This window comes from Kitasatospora sp. GAS204B (assembly GCF_029892155.1).
Classification (GTDB): domain Bacteria; phylum Actinomycetota; class Actinomycetes; order Streptomycetales; family Streptomycetaceae; genus Kitasatospora.
The window spans coordinates 85281-101510 of the sequence record NZ_JARZAG010000003.1 but is presented as its reverse complement, the minus strand read 5'-3'; the positions used below and the strand labels follow the sequence as shown (position 1 = coordinate 101510).

Here is a 16230-nt window from a genome sequence, read left to right as displayed (position 1 = left end):
GCTGGGTGTATGGAGAACACACCGAGGCGGTCATGAGCGACGGAACGATCGAGTGGATCACCGTGCCGAGCCCGCTGCCGACCGGGCCGCTCACCGTCGGCGTCACCGGGCTCGGGGTGGCGGCGGTGCACTTCACGCCGGAGAGCGTGCCCGAGGGCGGGCCGCGCTGCGCCGAGCCGCGGCGGGTGGCGGCGGTGATCGAGCAGTTCGCGGAGTACTTCGCGGGGCAGCGCCGCGAGTTGGCGTTGCCGCTCGACTGGCGGCTGGCCGGCGGCCCGCACCAGGTGGTGCTGGCGACGCTGCACCGGACGGTGCCGTACGGCGAGACGATCACGTACGGCCGTCTGGCCCAACGCAGCCGGGTGTTCGAGAGCGTCGCCGAGAGCCCCGGGCTGGCGGCCCGGGCGGTGGGGCAGATGATGGGCGCCAACCCGCTCCCGGTGCTGGTGCCCTGCCATCGGGTGGTCGCCTCGGTCGGGCTGGGCGGATTCGGCAACGGCCGGGTGGGGCTGGACGTCAAGCGCTGGCTGCTGACCCTGGAGGGCTGGCTGGCGCCGACCCTGGACTGGGACGGGCCGAGTTGACGACGGACTGCGGACGACGGACGAAACGGTGCGATCGCGGTGGCCGGAAGGAACGATCCTGTCCGGAATTCCTCGAACCGGAATTCGAGCAGAATAGCTAATCGTACTTATTAATCCGACCATCCAATCACCCATCCGAGTGATTGCGTTGTGATCGTCGGGGCCCCAGGCTGGAATGCAGCAGTCCGCATCATTTTTCTGGGGGAGGGCCCCGTCATGACCACTGAGACCAATGTCGGTATTCCGGCACCCGGCAGCTCGTCGGAGAATCAGCAGCAGAGTCTTGCGACCGCCGCGGCTCGGAATCTTGCCACCACCACCAAGTCCACGCCGCAGATGCAGGGCATCAGCTCGCGCTGGCTGCTCAAGGTGCTGCCCTGGGTCCAGGTGTCCGCAGGCACGTACCGCGTCAACCGCCGGCTCAGCTACGCGGTGGGGCGCGGTCGGGTGGGCTTCATCAAGACCGGGGCCGAGGTGCGGGTGCTGGCCCCCACGCTCCGCGAGGTGCCGGTGCTGCGCGGCCTCGAGGACGACGCCCTGCTGGAGGAGCTGGCCGCCCGGTTCGTCCAGCGGGACTTCCGGGCCGGCGAGGTGCTCTGCGAGGCCGGCCAGCCGATCAACGAGGTCTTCCTGATCGCGCACGGCAAGATCAACAAGGTCGGCTCCGGCAAGTACGGCGACCAGGCCGTGGTCGGCGTGCTGGCCGACGGCGACCACCTGGGCGACGAGGCGCTGACCGCCGCCGACGGCCTCTGGCCGTACACCGTCCGGGCCGCCACCGCCGGCACGGCGCTGGCCCTCGCCTGGCCCGCCTTCCAGGAGCTCGCGGACCGCTCGGAGGCCCTGCGCACCCAGATCCTGCAGTTCCTGGCCGACGTCGACAAGCCGCAGACCAAGCACGGCGAGGCCGACATCGCGCTGGCCGCCGGCCACGAGGGCGAGCACGAGCTGCCCGGCACCTTCGTGGACTACGAGCTCACCCCGCGCGAGTACGAGCTGAGCGTCGCGCAGACCGTCCTGCAGGTGCACAGCCGGGTCGCGGACCTCTACAACGAGCCGATGAACCAGATCGAGGAGCAGCTGAAGCTCACCATCGAGGCGCTGCGCGAGCGCCAGGAGTACGAGCTGATCAACAACCGCGACTTCGGTCTGCTCCAGAACGCCGAGTACGACCAGCGGATCCAGACCCACTCCGGTCCGCCCACCCCCGACGACATGGACGAGCTGCTCAGCCGTCGCCGGGGCACCAAGGTCTTCCTGGCCCACCCCCGGGCCATCGCCGCCTTCGGCCGCGAGTGCAGCAGCCGGGGCCTCTACCCGGGCACCGTCGACCTTCAGGGCCAGCAGGTGCCCTCCTGGCGCGGGGTGCCGATCCTCTCCTGCAACAAGATCCCGATCGTGGACGGTCACACCAGCTCGATTCTGGCGATGCGCGTCGGCGCGGACAACCAGGGCGTGGTCGGCCTGCACCAGACCGGCATTCCCGACGAGTACCAGCCCAGCCTCTCGGTGCGTTTCATGGGCATCAACGAGAAGGCGATCATCTCCTACCTGGTGAGCGCCTACTATTCGGCGGCCATTCTGGTGCCTGACGCCATCGGCGTGCTGGAAAACGTGGAAATCGCCCGACCGCGCAGCTGAGTCGTGCCATTGCGACCGCCCCGGGCGAAGGTCCCGGGGCGGTCGGCGGGCAGCCTCCACGGTGTTGCCCGCTGCTTTCTCGTGCCCGACTTCTGGGGGGACCAGCGACCATGGGGATCGAAACACTCAACGACCAACCACTCAAGGACCAGAGCCGACAACACGAGCAGGCCGGCACCGTACCGGCAGCCCGGGCCGAACCCCCCGTCGGAACCACGCCGTTCAGCGAGGACCCGGCGGGCGAGCTGCTGGCCCGCGCCCGGGCGGTGGTCGACCCGGCGCTGCGGACCGCGGTGGAGAGCATGCCCGAGTCGATGGCCCGGGTCGCCGCCTACCACTTCGGCTGGCGCGAGGCGGACGGCACCCCGTCCGGGGCGGACGCCGGCAAGGCCATCCGGCCCGCGCTGGTGCTGGCCGCCGCACAGGCCTGCGCCGACCGGAGCACGCCGGCCGAGCAGGTCGCCCGGACGGTGACCAGGGCCGCCGCGGCCGTCGAGCTGGTGCACAACTTCACGCTGCTGCATGACGATGTGATCGACCGTGACCAGACCCGTCGTCACCGGCAGACCGCCTGGCGGGTGTTCGGGACGACCGAGGCGATCCTGGCCGGTGACGCCATGCACTCGCTGGCCCTGCGCACCCTCGCCGAGGACGGCCACCCGGCGGCCGGCGACGCGCTGCGCCGGCTGGCCCACTGCGTGGTCGAGCTCTGCGACGGCCAGCAGGCCGACTGCGCCTTCGAGCAGCGCAGCACCGTCTCGCTGGCCGAGTGCCTGGCGATGGCCGAGGCCAAGACCGGCGCGCTGCTCGGCGCCGCCTGTGCGATCGGGGCGCTGTACGGCGGCGCCGGCCCGCAGGGGGCCGCCGCGATGGACGCCTTCGGCCGCGAGATCGGGCTGGCCTTCCAGCTGATCGACGATCTGATCGGGATCTGGGGCGATCCGGCGGTGACCGGCAAGCCGGTCGGCGCCGACCTGCTGGTCCGCAAGAAGTCGCTGCCGGTGGTGGCGGCCCTCGGTTCGGGCACCCCGGCGGGCGAGGAGCTGGCCGAGATCTACGCGCTGGACCGCCCGCTCACCGCCGACGAGGTGCGCCGCGCCACCGCGGCCGTGGAGCTGGCCGGCGGCCGCGCCTGGGCGCAGGGGGAGTCCTGCGAGCGGATGGCCGCCGCCATCGAGCACCTCTCGGTCGCCGTCCAGGAGCCCTCGGCGGCCGACGACCTGCTGGCGCTGGCCGAGCTGGTCACCCGCCGCAACCGCTGAGCCCGACACTCTCCAAGGGACCCGAGGGACCACCCGTCATGAGCCTGATGGACATCGGCACCGTCTTCATAGTCATGGCCCTGCTGGCCGTCCTCCTCAAGTTGCTGCAACGCTGGATCCCGCACCACGTCCGGGAGGCGCACAACGACGTCGCGGGGTTCATCTTCGCGGCGGTCGGGGTGATCTACGCCGTGCTGCTCGCCTTCGTGGTGGTCACGGTCTGGAACAACAACGACTCGGCCCGCCGGACCACCTTCCAGGAGGCCGACGCGGTCGCCGGAATCTACTGGATCTCGCGGGAGTTGCCCGCGCCGCTCGGCCCGCAGCTGGAGCAGCAGACCCTCAGCTACGCGCGGACGGTGATGGACACCGAGTGGCCGGAGATGGCCAAGCACGAGAGCAGCCCGCAGGCCACCGAGCTGGTCTACCAGATGCGCACCAGCGTCTTCTCGATCAACCCCAACGGCGCCCAGCAGCAGGTCCTCTACGAGCACGCGGTGACCCACCTGGAGGACCTCGCCTCGGAGCGCCGGGCCCGGTTGAACGAGGTGGACGACGAGGTCCCGGCGCTGCTCTGGGTGGCACTGATCGCGGGCGGGGTGCTCACCGTCGGCTTCACCTTCCTCTTCGGGCTGCCGAACACCCTGGCGCACTCGCTGATGGTGCTCTCGCTCGGTGGGCTGGTGGTGATCTCGCTGCTGGTGATCAAGGAGATGAACTTCCCGTTCACCGGGGTCACCGCGATCAAGCCGACCGCCTTCGAAGTCTTCCTGGAACGGCTGCCTCCGCCGCGCTGAGCCCGAGCAGCACGGCGGTTGCGGGAAGTCGGTCAGGCCGACCTCCCGCAACCGCCGTCATGTCAGGGCTGTCAGGGCTGTCAGGGCTCCCCGTCCAGGATCCGCAGTTCCTTCGCCGAGTCGATGCCGAGCGGCTCGGTGCCCTGGAGGTACGGCTGGTCGCGGGGCCCGCGCTGCTGGATCCAGGCCCAGGTGTCGCGCACCGTCTCGGCCAGCGGGCGGCAGCGCAGGCCGGCCGCCCGCGCCTTGCGGCTGTCCGCCTGCCAGATCCCGATCGGCCGGCCGTCCTCATCGAACTCGGCTTCCCAGAGCGGAAGTTCGCTCCAGCTCTCGATGTCGGCCGCGCGCAGCCGGTCGTCGGCCACCCAGCTCAGCTCGGCGTCGGAGCCGGTCGCGGCCACGCACTCGGCCAGTAGCTCGCCGTACGTGCTCGACCCCGGCAGCCCGGTGGTCACGTAACGTCCGCTCGCGCCCCGCTCGGCCAGATCGAGGCCGAAGACGGCGAAGTCGCGGGCGTCGATCAGCTGGATCGGCAGCCCGGGCCGGCCCGGAGCGAGCACCCGGCCGCCGCGGGCGATCCGCTCCAGCCACCAGGGCAGCCGTCCGATGTTCTCGTAAGGCCCGATCAGCAGGCCGCAGTTGAGCACGATCGAGCGCTCGCCGAACTGCTCGGTCACCGCCCGCTCGCAGCCCGCCTTGAGCGCGTTGCCGAACGGCAGGCCGGGCGGCGAGTCGGCCGGGCACGCGTGCAGCGGCGAGTCCTCGTCGACCGGCGCGGCGGGCCAGTCGGCGAAGGCGTGCACGGAGGAGACGAAGAGGTAGCGCCCGGCGTGCTCGCGCAGCGCCCGGGCCGAGCGCGCCACGCTGTGCGGCTGCTGGCCGCTGGTGTCGATCACCAGGTCCCAGGCCCGCTCCGGCCCCGGCGCCAGGGCGACCAGCGCGGCCAGGTCCTGGTCGCTGTCGCGGTCGCCGCGGACCGCCTCGGCGCCCGGCAGATCGGGGCCGGACCGGCCGCGGTTGAAGGTGGTCACCTGGTGGCCCCTGGCCAGGGCCTCGGTGACGAAAGCACGGCCGAGGAAGACCGACCCGCCGAGCATCAGGATTCGCATGCCGCTGATCCTGCCCACCCGGGGCCGATCCGGAGCGGGGCGTTCGCCTACGGCGGATCCGCCGAGAGCGGATCGTCCAAGGCCGGCTGACAGCCCGTCATGACGTTCCGCGCAGGCCTTGTGTATCGCTTCGGCCACATCCTCATTGCTTTCTCATCGGCCGGTGCAACAAGTTCCGCCTCGGGGGAGTCATAGGAATCACTGGGCGTTTCCGGGGGTTCAGCGTGCGGGCGACGAGGGCGAGGAGTGGGACGTGGCGGAGGTCGGAGCGGGGCTGGGGATCGGGCTGGGCGCGTTGCCGGAGGGGCTCGGCGAGGGCGTGGGCGCGGCGCTCGGCGAGTTGCTCGGGCGGGCGGACGAACTCGGTGTGGCCGACGGGCCCGACGTCGGGTTCGCGCTCGGGCTCTCGCTGTTGCTCGGCGCGCTGCTCGCGCTGCTGCCCGCGGTGGGCGTCACCGAGGGGCTGGGGCTGGCCACCCCGCTGGGGTTCGCGCTGGCGCTGGGGGCCGAGGTGGGGGAGGAGGCCGACGGACTGGAAGTGGGCGAGGGCGCCCCGCCGCTGTCGCCGGCCAGCGTGACCACGGCCTCGGACGGCGGCAGCGCGATCGTGGCCGTCCAGTGACCGCTCGGCGCGCGCTGCTCGTCGACGGTGACCGTCACGGTGATCCGCTGGCCGGGCGCCAGGGTGCCCGCGTCACGGCTCAGGCGTAGCCAGTCGCAGTCGGGCACGGCCCGCCAGTCGAGCGGCACGTCGCCGCTGTTGGTGAGGGTGAGCACGGTACGGCTGCCGTAGGCGCCGGCCTCGACGGTGAGCTGCGCGACCGGTCCGGTGGACGAACTGGGGACCGGGACGCTGTGCAGGCCCGGGTCGCTGAGCGCCACGGCGCCCGCGGCGGGGACCGGGACGGCGACGCCCCGCACGTTCGGCAGCAACGTTTCTGCACCCGTCGCAGCAGCACCAGCAGCTGGCACGGCCGGTCGCACGACCGCGGCGGCCAGCGCGCTGACCGGCGGCCGGCCGCCACCCGGGGTCGGCGCCGGCGCGGCGGAGACGCTCGGCGGCGCCCCCAGGCTCGGGTCAGGCGTCCCGTCCGACACCCGGACCGAGGAGACCGCAGCCGTGGTGGCCGTGGCGGACCCGTCCCGGTGCGACAGCCAGAGCGCGGCCAGCGGCGCGCTGAGCACGGCGGCCAGCACCCCGGTGGTGAGCGCCCGCTGGCGGACCAGGACGGCACGCTCGTGCAGATCGCCGCCCGGGCGATGGCGTTCCAGCAGGCCGGGCGCCCGGTGCCGGGGGAAGCCGCGCTCGTCGAACCGCGCGGCGCGGGCGTGCCGAGCGGGACGGCCGGCGCGCGGCGGGCTCGGAACGTCGATCGGGCCGACTTCCGGCGTCAAAGGCGAACCTCCGGGCGCCGCGCGCTGCACCGGCGCCGCGAGCAGCGGCAGCCCGGCCGGGCCGCCGCCCACCGCGCCGAGCGTCGCGCCGACCCGCTCCGCGGTGCCCCGGCAGGTCGGGCAGCTGACCAGATGCCCCACCAGCTCGCGGCGCAGCGCCGGGCCGAGCACCCAGGAGCGCCAGTGGTCCGCGCCCGCGCCGCCGAGCCGGCCCAGCTCGGGGCAGCTCCCGACGCCGAGCACCAGCAGCGCCAGCCTGGTCCGCTCCACCTCGGCACGGCCGTCCGCGAGCAGCTGCTGGGCGGCCTGCGCGTCGATCCCGAGCACCGCCGCCACCTCCAGCGGGGTGAGCCGGTGACGCAACGCCAGTTCCAGCGCCTCACGTTGCTCGGCGGTGGTGCCGGCCGCCTCCGGCCAGGCCAGCTCGCCCAGCCGCGCCGGGTCACCGCCGCCCGACGCCGGCGCGTCAGCCGCGCCCTCGGCTGAAGCATCAGCCGAAGCGTCGGCCCCGGCGCCAGCCGTGGTGTCGGCCGGGGCGTCACCGGCGGCGGCCAGCCGCCGGACGCAGGCGTACCGCGCCAGCGAGTACAGCCAGGCCCGGTACAGCCCGGGGTCGGCCAGCCGGTCCGCGCTGGCGAGGGCCAGTTGCCGGGCCTCGTCCAGCGCGGCGAGCGCGGCCCGCCGGTCGCAGAGGACCGAGAGGCAGTAGGTGTACAGGCCGTCCAGCAGCTGGTCGAACGCCGCGGTGGGGTCCAGACGGGGGTTCATCCTCCCGACGGTAGGGACCCGGCGCCCGGCGACCCCGAAAGTCGGGCCGTTTGTCCTTCTTTCGGGTAACAGCACCACACAGCGGCTGACAACTCGTTGTCGGTCCCACCCGCTACCGTGGCCCCCATGGCAGCCCGCACCGCGAAGACCACCGCCAAGCCCCGTCCGGCCTACCGCTGCACGGAGTGCGGCAACCAGCTGCCCAAATGGGTCGGCCGATGCCCCGAGTGCAACGCCTGGGGCACGGTGGAGGAGTACGGCGCCGTGCCGATCCGCACCACCGCCGCCGGCCCGGTCAGCGCCCCGGCCCGCCCGATCGGCCAGGTCGACGGCCAGGTCGCCACCGCCCGCTCCACCGGCGTGCCGGAGCTGGACCGGGTGCTCGGCGGCGGCTTGGTCCCGGGCGCCGTGGTGCTGCTGGCCGGTGAGCCCGGCGTCGGCAAGTCCACCCTGCTGCTGGACGTCGCCGCCAAGGCCGCCACCTCCCAGCACCGCACCCTCTACGTCACCGGTGAGGAGTCGGCGGGCCAGGTCCGGCTGCGCGCCGACCGGATCGACGCGCTCTCCGACCACCTCTACCTCGCCGCCGAGCAGGACCTGGGCGCGGTGCTCGGCCACATCGACCAGGTCAACCCCGGCCTGCTGATCCTCGATTCGGTCCAGACCATCGCCTCCGCCGAGCTGGACGGCGCCCCCGGCGGCCCGGCCCAGGTGCGCGAGGTGGCCGGGGCGCTGATCCGCGCCTCCAAGGACCGCGGCATGGCCACCCTGCTGGTCGGCCACGTCACCAAGGACGGCCAGATCGCCGGCCCCCGCCTGCTGGAGCACCTGGTCGACGTGGTGCTCTCCTTCGAGGGCGACCGCCACGCCCGGCTGCGGATCATCCGGGGCGTCAAGAACCGCTACGGCGCCACCGACGAGGTCGGCTGCTTCGAGCTGCACGACGAGGGCATCGTCGGTCTGGCCGACCCCTCCGGCCTCTTCCTGACCCGCCGTGACAAGCCGGTTCCCGGCACCTGCCTGACGGTGACCCTGGAGGGCAAGCGCCCGCTGGTCGCCGAGGTGCAGGCGCTGATGGTGGACTCCCAGATCCCCTCGCCGCGCCGGACCACCTCGGGCCTGGAGTCGCCCCGGATCGCGATGATCCTGGCCGTGGTCGAGCGGCACGGCGGCGTCAAGCTCGGCAAGCAGGACATCTACACCGCCACCGTCGGCGGGGTGAAGCTCAGCGAGCCGTCCGCCGACCTGGCGGTGGCGTTGGCGGTGGCCAGCTCCTCCACCGACACGCCGCTGCCCAGCAACCTGGTCGCGATCGGCGAAGTGGGCCTGGCCGGTGAGGTCCGCCGGGTGACCGGCGTGCAGCGCCGGCTCGCCGAGGCGCACCGGCTCGGCTTCACCCACGCGCTGGTCCCGCCGGACCCGGGCAAGGTGCCGCCGGGCATGAAGGTGGTCGAGGTGGCGGACATCGGCGAGGCGCTGCAGGCGATCCCCGGCCGCCGCCGGGCCGCCGCCAAGCCCCGCACGGAGCAGCGCCCGCAGGCCGTCGGCGCCCCGCTGGTGCCGCCGCCGGCCGCCTGGCCCGAGGAGGTGATGGCGGGCTGGGAACCGGTCGATTCGGACGAACTGGCCTGACCGAGGCTCCGTCAGCGCGCCCGCACCGTAGACTTTGCCCTGTCCAGCACCAGAACGGGCAGTAGCCAACGAGGGACCGGGGCCACCGGGTGGCGCGAACCGGCCGGCCTAAGGAGTCACGTGGCAGCGAGCGACCGGGCGGAGAAGTCCCCCCGCGAAGAGGCCCTGCTGCGCTCCTCGCTGTTGGCGATCGCGCCCGGCACGCCGCTGCGCGACGGCCTGGAGCGGGTGTTGCGGGCCAACACCGGCGGCCTGATCGTGCTCGGCTTCGACAAGACGGTCGAGTCGGTCTGCACCGGCGGTTTCGTGCTGGACGTCGAGTTCACCGCGACCCGGCTGCGCGAGCTGTGCAAGCTGGACGGCGCGGTGGTGCTCGACAAGGACATCACCAAGATCGTCCGGGCCGGGGTGCACCTGATGCCGGACGCCGCGATCCCCACCGACGAGACCGGCACCCGCCACCGCACCGCCGAGCGGGTCAACAAGCAGACCGGCTTCCCGGTGGTCGCCGTCTCGCACTCGATGCGGCTGATCGCGATGTACGTCAACGGCACCCGCCGGGTCCTGGAGGACTCGACCACGGTGCTCTCCCGGGCCAACCAGGCGCTGGCCACCCTGGAGCGCTACAAGCTGCGGCTGGACGAGGTGGCCGGCACGCTCTCCGCGCTGGAGATCGAGGACCTGGTCACGGTCCGGGACGTCACGGCGGTGGCCCAGCGGCTGGAGATGGTCCGGCTGATCGCGGCCGAGATCGCCGGGTACGTGCTGGAGCTCGGCATCGACGGGCGACTGCTCTCGCTCCAGCTGGACGAGCTGATCGCGGGCGTGGAGCCGGAGCGCGAGCTGGTCGCCCGGGACTACTTCCCCGAGCGGGCCGCCAAGCGCGGGCGCACCGTCCCCGAGGTGCTGGCCGACCTGGAGGCGCTCACCCACGCCGAGCTGCTCGACCTGCAGACGGTGGCCAAGGCGATCGGCTACTCCGGCTCGCCCGAGTCGCTGGATTCCGCGGTCTCGCCGCGCGGCTACCGGCTGCTGGCGAAGATCCCCCGGCTGCCGAACACCGTCATCGAGCGGCTGGTCGAGCACTTCGGCGGGCTGCAGAAGCTGCTCGCGGCCAGCATCGACGACCTGCAGGCCGTCGAGGGCGTCGGCGAGACCCGGGCCCGTTCGGTGCGCGAGGGGCTGTCGCGGCTGGCGGAGTCCTCGATCCTGGAGCGTTACGTCTGAGCTGACACTGTGTCAGCTCAGCGCGTCGGCTCAGCACATCGACTCGGACGTACGGTCAGCTGTCCAGCCGAGTGGAGACCAGGGCCTTGACCGGGCCGCCGCCGGGGCCGGTCAGCTCGGCCTGCACCGAGTACTTGCCGACCGGTGCCGGCGAGGTGTCGGTCGGCGTCGCGCACTGCGGCTGGCTGTGCGAGCGGTCCCAGACGAAGGTCTCGGTCAGCACGTCGGCCGGGGAGACCTGCACCCAACGGCTCTGCTTGTCGGTCGCGCAGTCGGCCGAGGACCAGAACCGCTCGCCGCTCGCCGAGCTGACCGTGATCGCGGAGGCGGTCTGGCCGAGGTCGACGCGGCAGGTCGCGGTGGAGACGTTGTGGATCTTCAGCTCGAAGGTCGGCTTGTCCTTGGCCTGGTAGGCGTCCTGGGTGCCGGCCAGCTGCAGGGTGAGCTGGGAGGCGGTGCAGGCGGGCAGGGCCAGCACGTCGCCGGTGTTGATCGGCGGGGTGCCGCCGCCGTCACCGCCCGAGCTGCCGCCGCCGGTGGTGCCGCTGCCGCCCGTGGTGCCGCCGCTGCCGCCGCTCGTCGAACCGGGAGTACCAGGAGCACCGCTGCCACTCGTGGCGCCGCTGCTGCCAGAGCCAGAGCCGCCGACCGCAGAGCCGCTCCCGGTGCCGCCGCTGGAGCCGCCGGGGTGCGAGCTGATCGCGGGACCGGTCGGGGTGGCGCCAGGCGTGATCGAGCCGGGGGAGGGTGGCGTGCTGTGGGCCGGCACGGGCTGCGCGGTCTTCTCCTTGCCGCCGTTCCCGCCGCCCTGACCCAGCGTCAGCCACCCCATCAGGGCCACCACCACCGCGAGGGCGGCAAGCACAACAACCCGCCGTCGCCAGTAGATCGAGGCGGGCAGCGGTCCGACGGGCTGACGCAGAGAAGGCACGATCAAACTCTACGAGAGCCGGAGCACCGCTCGTTGCACCAACACCGCTCTCGAACCCCGATCTTTCCGATGATCCGGTATTTCCGCCGTTCGAGCGATGATCCGGCGGCCACCCGGCGGCGATCCGGCGCCCGTTCGGCCCCCTCATGGTGTGCGAGGATCGGAGAGCTATGGCAACGACCTCTGTGACCCCCGCCCCGCTGCTGCACGGCATCGTGCTCGACTGGTACCGGGAGAACGCCCGCGACCTGCCCTGGCGGGCGCCCGACGCCTCGCCCTGGGCGGTGATGGTGAGCGAGTTCATGCTCCAGCAGACCCCGGTCAAGCGGGTGTTGCCCGCCTACGCCGCCTGGCTGGAGCGCTGGCCCACCCCCGCCGCGCTGGCCGCCGACGCCCCGGGCGAGGCGGTGCGGATGTGGGGCCGGCTCGGCTACCCGCGCCGCGCCCTGCGGCTGCACGCGGCCGCCGCCGCGATCGTCGAGCGGCACGGCGGCGAGGTGCCCGCGGACCACGCCGAACTGCTCGCGCTGCCCGGCGTCGGCGAGTACACGGCGGCGGCCGTCGCCTCGTTCGCCTTCCGCCAGCGGCACGCGGTGCTGGACACCAACGTCCGCCGGGTCTTCGCCCGCGCGGTGACCGGCGAGGAGTACCCCGCCCAGGCCACCACCGCGGCCGAGCGCCGCACCGCCACCGAACTGCTCCCCGACCACCCGGAGGTGGCCGCCGCCTGGGCGGTGGGAGTGATGGAGCTGGGCGCCCTGGTCTGCACCGCGCGCGGCCCCGAGTGCGGCGACTGCCCGCTGCGCCCGCACTGCGCCTGGGACCGGGCAGGGCGACCGCCGTACCAGGGCCCGGCCCGCCGCGGCCAGAGCTACGAGGGCACCGACCGTCAGGTGCGCGGCAAGCTGCTCGCGGTGCTCCGCGAGGCGCACGGCGAGGTCCCGCGGCAGCGGCTGGACGCCGTGTGGCCCGACGCCGTGCAGCGGTCCCGCGCGCTGGACGGTCTGATCATCGACGGGCTCGTCGAGCCCGTCGGCTCGGAACGTTTCCGCCTTCCGGCGTGAACGACGACGGCGGGTGGGCCCGGGATCCCTCCGGGCCCACCCGCCGTCAGCTTCTCGGGCGGTCGGCCGGCGTCAGTGCGCCATCGCCGCCATGTCGCTGCTCTCGGGCTTCTCGGCACCCTGGCCGGCACCGCGCAGCGGGGTGCCCTTCAGGAAGAGGGCGGCCACGACGGAGACCAGGCTGATCAGCGCGGCCCAGATGAAGACCGAGTGGATGCCGTTGGACACCGCGTGGTGGAACAGGTTCTGCACCGGATCGGGCAGCGCGCGCAGCTTCGCCGGGGTCATCTGGTCGACCCCGCCGCCCGCGCCGGCGCCCGGGGCGCCCTTGAAGGTGTCGGTGATCCGGTTGGTGTAGATCGCGCCGAACAGCGCCACACCGAAGGAGCCGCCGATGGTGCGGAACAGGGTGGCGGTCGAGCTGGCCACGCCCATGTCCTTGAGCTCGACGCTGTTCTGCGAGACCAGCATGGTGATCTGCATCAGGAAGCCCATGCCGGCGCCGAGCACCGCCATGAAGATGCTGGACGTCAGCCGGGTGGTGCCGGTGCCCATGGTGGAGAGCAGCAGCGAGCCGGCGCCCATCACCACGGTGCCGATGATCGGGAAGATCCGGTACTTGCCGGTCTTGGTGACCACCTGACCGACCACCAGCGAGACCACCAGCATGCCGAACATCATCGGCATCAGCAGCAGGCCGGAGTTGGTGGCCGAGGCGTTCTGGACTATCTGCTGGTACTGCGGCAGGAAGGTGACGCCGCCGAACATCTGGAAGCCGACGATGAAGCCGATGATCGAGACCACGGTGAAGTCGCGGTTGCGGAACAGGCTCAGCGGCAGCATCGGCTCCTGGGCCCGCTGCTCGACGTAGCAGAAGCCGATCAGCGCGGCGGCGGCCAGCACGATCAGACCGATGATGTGCTTGGAGCCCCAGGCGTACTGGGTGCCGCCCCAGGTGGTGATGAGCACCAGCGAGACGATGCCGATGGTCAGCAGGGCCGCGCCGGCGTAGTCGATCTTCGCGGTGGAGCGGACCTTGGGCAGGTGCAGCGTGACCCACACCACGGCGAGGGCGACCAGGCCCAGCGGCAGGTTGATGTAGAAGATCCAGTGCCAGCTGAAGTGGTCCGTGATGAAGCCGCCCAGCAGCGGGCCGCCGACCGTGGCGATCGCCATGACGGCGGCGAACATGCCCTGGTACTTGCCGCGCTCGCGGGGCGAGACCAGCGCGCCCATGATCGACATCACGCCGACCATCAGACCGCCGGCGCCCAGGCCCTGAAGGGCGCGGAAGGCGATCATCTCGTTCATGTTCTGCGACAGTCCGGCCAGCGCCGAGCCGATCAGGAAGATCACGATCGAGGTGAGGAAGGTGCCCTTGCGGCCGTAGAGGTCGCCGAGCTTGCCCCAGACCGGGGTGGCCGCCGCGGTGGCCAGGGTGTACGAGGTGACCACCCAGGACAGGTGGTTGGCCCCGTGCAGGTCACCGACGATGGTGGGCATCGCGGTGCCGACGATCAGGTTGTCGAGCATCGCGAGCATCATGGTGATGACCAGGCCGATCATCACCAGCCTGATCTCCCGGTGCGTACGGGCCGGTCGCTGGTCGCCGGCCTCCCCCGCGACGCCCTCGGGCGGGTTCTCCGCCTTGGCGTCGACCTGCTGCTGTGCCATGGTGCCTCTCCCGAAAGCGCGTTCGGACCGTGGGCCGCGTGGGATTCGCGGTTCACGGCCTCTTGTCGTCGGCTGCGTCCTGTGCTTCGCTCTGCTGCTAGCTGGACTTACTTGCCGACCGGCTAGTTATTGCTCAGCTGGCACGGTAAGGTCTGGATAAGCCAGGCGTCAAGCCGAATTCGGTCACGAGGTTGCGGACGGCCAGAATGTCCGCATGACGTGGGCGGGTGCGACTCGACCACGACGGTCCCTTACCGCAGCTAGCTAGGCAGGCCACGAAGCCATGAGTACGTCGCAGAGCCCCCGCGGTGGCACCCGCGCGCGGATCATCGAGGTCGCGCTGGAGCTCTTCTCGGAACAGGGCTACGAGGGAACCTCGCTGCGGGAGATCGCCGACCGGCTGGGGGTCACCAAGGCGGCGCTGTACTACCACTTCAAGACCAAGGACGACATCGTCCACGGCATCGTGGAGTCGATGGCGGCGCCGATCGACGCGACCATCGCCTGGGGTGAGCTGCACACCTGGTCGCCCGAGGTGCGCGACGAGCTGATCCGCCGGTTCGCGGCGGGCGCGGCCGAGCGGGCCCCGCTGCTGCGGTTCTTCCACGAGAACCAGCCCGCGCTGCGCGACTCGCCGTCCGGGCTCGAGTTCAAGAAGCGGATGGGCAAGCTGGTCAGCCTGGTGCACGGCCCGGGCGCGGGCTTCGAGGACCGGCTGCGCGCCACCATGGCGCTGTTCTCGGTGAATTCGGCGTTCTTCGTGCTCAAGAACGACCTGGAGAACGACCTGAACCAGCCGAACGGCTGCACGCCGGGCGGGCCGGAGTGGACGGCGTCGGTGGAGGCGGCGATGGCGGCCGCGTTGACCGTGGCGCTGGAGAACTCCGCCCGGATCCACGCGCGGTAGCGCCGTGGTCGGGCCGCCGACCCAGCTGTCAGAGGCCCGTGACCCCGTGCGCCCGCAGGTAGGCGACCGGGTCGATCACCGCGCCGTAGGTGTCGGTGGTGCGGATCTCGAAGTGCAGGTGCGGCCCGGTGGCGTTGCCGGTGCTGCCGGCGGCGCCGATCCGCTGACCGGCCGTCACCTGGTCGCCGGCCTCGACGTCCAGCCGCGACAGGTGCGCGTACTGCGCGAAGTGGCCGTCGGACAGCTCCAGCACCACCTCGTTGCCGTAGGCGCCGGCCCAGCCGGCCGAGACCACGCTGCCGGCGCCGACCGCGACCAGCGGGGTGCCCTCGTGCACCGCGAAGTCCACGCCGGTGTGGTAGCCGGCCGCGTAGCCGGGATCGGGGTGGCCGAAGCCGTTGCTGATCGGCGCGCCCGGCGCGGGGGCCGACCAGTCGGGCCGGGCCGGCGGTGCGGGCGGCGTGGACGGGGTGGGCGGCGCCGGGGGTGCCGGGTGCTCCTGCGGGGCCGCCGCGGCCGCCAGGTTGCCCGCCACCGCGACGGCCTGCTGGGAGGACGCCGCCCCCTGCGGCAGCTGGTACGCGCTCGGGTCGGCCACCTGCACCAGGTTGTCGAACGGCACCCTGCCGTGCGTCACGCCGAACGCGGAGCTGTCGGGCGTGGTCGGGTGCACCGTCTGCGCCACCGCGCTGCCCGGGACCGCCGCCAGCCCCACCCCGAGCAACGCGGCCCCCGCCAGCGCCGAGGAGATCGCCTTGCGCCGGTGCGGCCCGCGGAAGACGGCGTACGGGCCGACCCCGGGCGGCGCGGTGCGGCGCACCGTGGTGGCGGCCGACTCGATGGCGGGCTCGACAGCTTCGACTTCGACAGCTTCGACTGCGACAGCTTCGACCTCGACGGGCTCGACTTCGACGGACGATTCGACGGACAACGTGTGCTCGACCTCGCAGCGGTTCGGGGACGGGGGTTCGGGGACAGCGCGGAGCCGGCCCTGGCGGGCGCTCGGCGGGGGACCCTACAGATGTAACCGTCGATGAGGTGGTAGCGAAATCCGATCAGCTACGACGGCGTGTAGTGGAAGGCGTCTCAAATTTTCAGGCGATCGGCGGATTGGTCCACTGATCGGATCATCGGCGGGTCTACTATCGGCCCTCGTATCTGCCCTCCCATCGGCTCGCCCTGCTGTGACGAGTGCCACCACCGCTTCTGTCGCGGGCATTCCGCGCACCGCCCGCCTGA

General features: G+C 72.5%; 13 protein-coding genes. 8 read left to right on the top strand and 5 right to left on the bottom strand.

What is annotated here, in order from left to right; genetic code table 11:
• The first annotated feature begins 32 nt into the window (after positions 1-32).
• From P3T41_RS05460 to P3T41_RS05445, 4 genes are all read left to right on the top strand, one after another.
• Positions 33-584 (top strand): methylated-DNA--[protein]-cysteine S-methyltransferase, encoded by a 552-nt coding sequence (locus tag P3T41_RS05460; protein WP_280688222.1) that lies wholly within the window; start codon positions 33-35, stop codon positions 582-584.
• A 216-nt stretch (positions 585-800) separates the two neighbouring features.
• Positions 801-2225 carry a family 2B encapsulin nanocompartment shell protein gene (locus P3T41_RS05455; RefSeq protein WP_280688220.1) on the top strand — a complete coding sequence of 475 codons (1425 nt, stop codon included), beginning with the start codon at positions 801-803 and terminating at the stop codon, positions 2223-2225.
• Between the two features lie 110 nt (positions 2226-2335).
• Positions 2336-3487 carry a family 2 encapsulin nanocompartment cargo protein polyprenyl transferase gene (locus P3T41_RS05450; RefSeq protein WP_280688218.1) on the top strand — a complete coding sequence of 384 codons (1152 nt, stop codon included), beginning with the start codon at positions 2336-2338 and terminating at the stop codon, positions 3485-3487.
• A 38-nt stretch (positions 3488-3525) separates the two neighbouring features.
• Positions 3526-4284 (top strand): DUF4239 domain-containing protein, encoded by a 759-nt coding sequence (locus tag P3T41_RS05445; protein ID WP_280688216.1) that lies wholly within the window; start codon positions 3526-3528, stop codon positions 4282-4284.
• 80 nt (positions 4285-4364) lie between these two features.
• On the opposite strand, the gene P3T41_RS05440 is transcribed toward P3T41_RS05445, so the two are convergent.
• Positions 4365-5393: an NAD-dependent epimerase/dehydratase family protein gene (locus P3T41_RS05440; RefSeq protein ID WP_280688215.1), complete on the bottom strand. Its 1029-nt coding sequence runs from the start codon at positions 5391-5393 to the stop codon at positions 4365-4367.
• A gap of 219 nt (positions 5394-5612) precedes the next feature.
• On the bottom strand, positions 5613-7556 hold the full coding sequence (locus P3T41_RS05435) for a sigma-70 family RNA polymerase sigma factor (protein ID WP_280688213.1): 1944 nt from the start codon (positions 7554-7556) through the stop codon (positions 5613-5615).
• 126 nt (positions 7557-7682) lie between these two features.
• Here P3T41_RS05435 and radA point away from each other — a divergent pair, with 126 nt between their 5' ends.
• Positions 7683-9188 (top strand): DNA repair protein RadA, encoded by a 1506-nt coding sequence (radA, locus tag P3T41_RS05430; RefSeq protein ID WP_280688211.1) that lies wholly within the window; start codon positions 7683-7685, stop codon positions 9186-9188.
• A gap of 120 nt (positions 9189-9308) precedes the next feature.
• A complete protein-coding gene (gene disA, locus P3T41_RS05425) occupies positions 9309-10415 on the top strand; it encodes a DNA integrity scanning diadenylate cyclase DisA (protein ID WP_280688209.1) in 1107 nt (368 codons plus the stop codon).
• A gap of 55 nt (positions 10416-10470) precedes the next feature.
• Here the strand turns inward: disA and P3T41_RS05420 are convergent, their stop codons facing one another.
• On the bottom strand, positions 10471-11346 hold the full coding sequence (locus P3T41_RS05420; protein WP_280688207.1) for a hypothetical protein: 876 nt from the start codon (positions 11344-11346) through the stop codon (positions 10471-10473).
• Between the two features lie 170 nt (positions 11347-11516).
• Here P3T41_RS05420 and P3T41_RS05415 point away from each other — a divergent pair, with 170 nt between their 5' ends.
• Positions 11517-12410, top strand: a complete 894-nt coding sequence (locus tag P3T41_RS05415; protein WP_280688205.1) for an A/G-specific adenine glycosylase — start codon at positions 11517-11519, stop codon at positions 12408-12410.
• 72 nt (positions 12411-12482) lie between these two features.
• On the opposite strand, the gene P3T41_RS05410 is transcribed toward P3T41_RS05415, so the two are convergent.
• Positions 12483-14084, bottom strand: a complete 1602-nt coding sequence (locus P3T41_RS05410) for an MDR family MFS transporter (RefSeq protein ID WP_280688203.1) — start codon at positions 14082-14084, stop codon at positions 12483-12485.
• A gap of 283 nt (positions 14085-14367) precedes the next feature.
• Between P3T41_RS05410 and P3T41_RS05405 the strand changes: the two genes are divergently transcribed.
• A complete protein-coding gene (locus tag P3T41_RS05405) occupies positions 14368-14991 on the top strand; it encodes a TetR/AcrR family transcriptional regulator (protein WP_280688201.1) in 624 nt (207 codons plus the stop codon).
• A 28-nt stretch (positions 14992-15019) separates the two neighbouring features.
• On the opposite strand, the gene P3T41_RS05400 is transcribed toward P3T41_RS05405, so the two are convergent.
• Positions 15020-15922 carry a M23 family metallopeptidase gene (locus P3T41_RS05400; RefSeq protein WP_280688200.1) on the bottom strand — a complete coding sequence of 301 codons (903 nt, stop codon included), beginning with the start codon at positions 15920-15922 and terminating at the stop codon, positions 15020-15022.
• Positions 15923-16230: the final 308 nt, after the last annotated feature.

Excerpts from the sequence above, each read along its gene's own strand:
- P3T41_RS05405 (WP_280688201.1), top strand. The coding sequence starts at position 14,368 with ATGAGTACGTCGCAGAGCCCCCGCGGTGGCACCCGCGCGCGGATCATC.
- P3T41_RS05445 (WP_280688216.1), top strand. The coding sequence starts at position 3,526 with ATGAGCCTGATGGACATCGGCACCGTCTTCATAGTCATGGCCCTGCTG.
- P3T41_RS05410 (WP_280688203.1), bottom strand. The coding sequence starts at position 14,084 with ATGGCACAGCAGCAGGTCGACGCCAAGGCGGAGAACCCGCCCGAGGGC.
- radA (WP_280688211.1), top strand. The coding sequence starts at position 7,683 with ATGGCAGCCCGCACCGCGAAGACCACCGCCAAGCCCCGTCCGGCCTAC.
- P3T41_RS05440 (WP_280688215.1), bottom strand. The coding sequence starts at position 5,393 with ATGCGAATCCTGATGCTCGGCGGGTCGGTCTTCCTCGGCCGTGCTTTC.
- P3T41_RS05455 (WP_280688220.1), top strand. The coding sequence starts at position 801 with ATGACCACTGAGACCAATGTCGGTATTCCGGCACCCGGCAGCTCGTCG.
- P3T41_RS05460 (WP_280688222.1), top strand. The coding sequence starts at position 33 with ATGAGCGACGGAACGATCGAGTGGATCACCGTGCCGAGCCCGCTGCCG.
- P3T41_RS05450 (WP_280688218.1), top strand. The coding sequence starts at position 2,336 with ATGGGGATCGAAACACTCAACGACCAACCACTCAAGGACCAGAGCCGA.
- P3T41_RS05415 (WP_280688205.1), top strand. The coding sequence starts at position 11,517 with ATGGCAACGACCTCTGTGACCCCCGCCCCGCTGCTGCACGGCATCGTG.
- P3T41_RS05435 (WP_280688213.1), bottom strand. The coding sequence starts at position 7,556 with ATGAACCCCCGTCTGGACCCCACCGCGGCGTTCGACCAGCTGCTGGAC.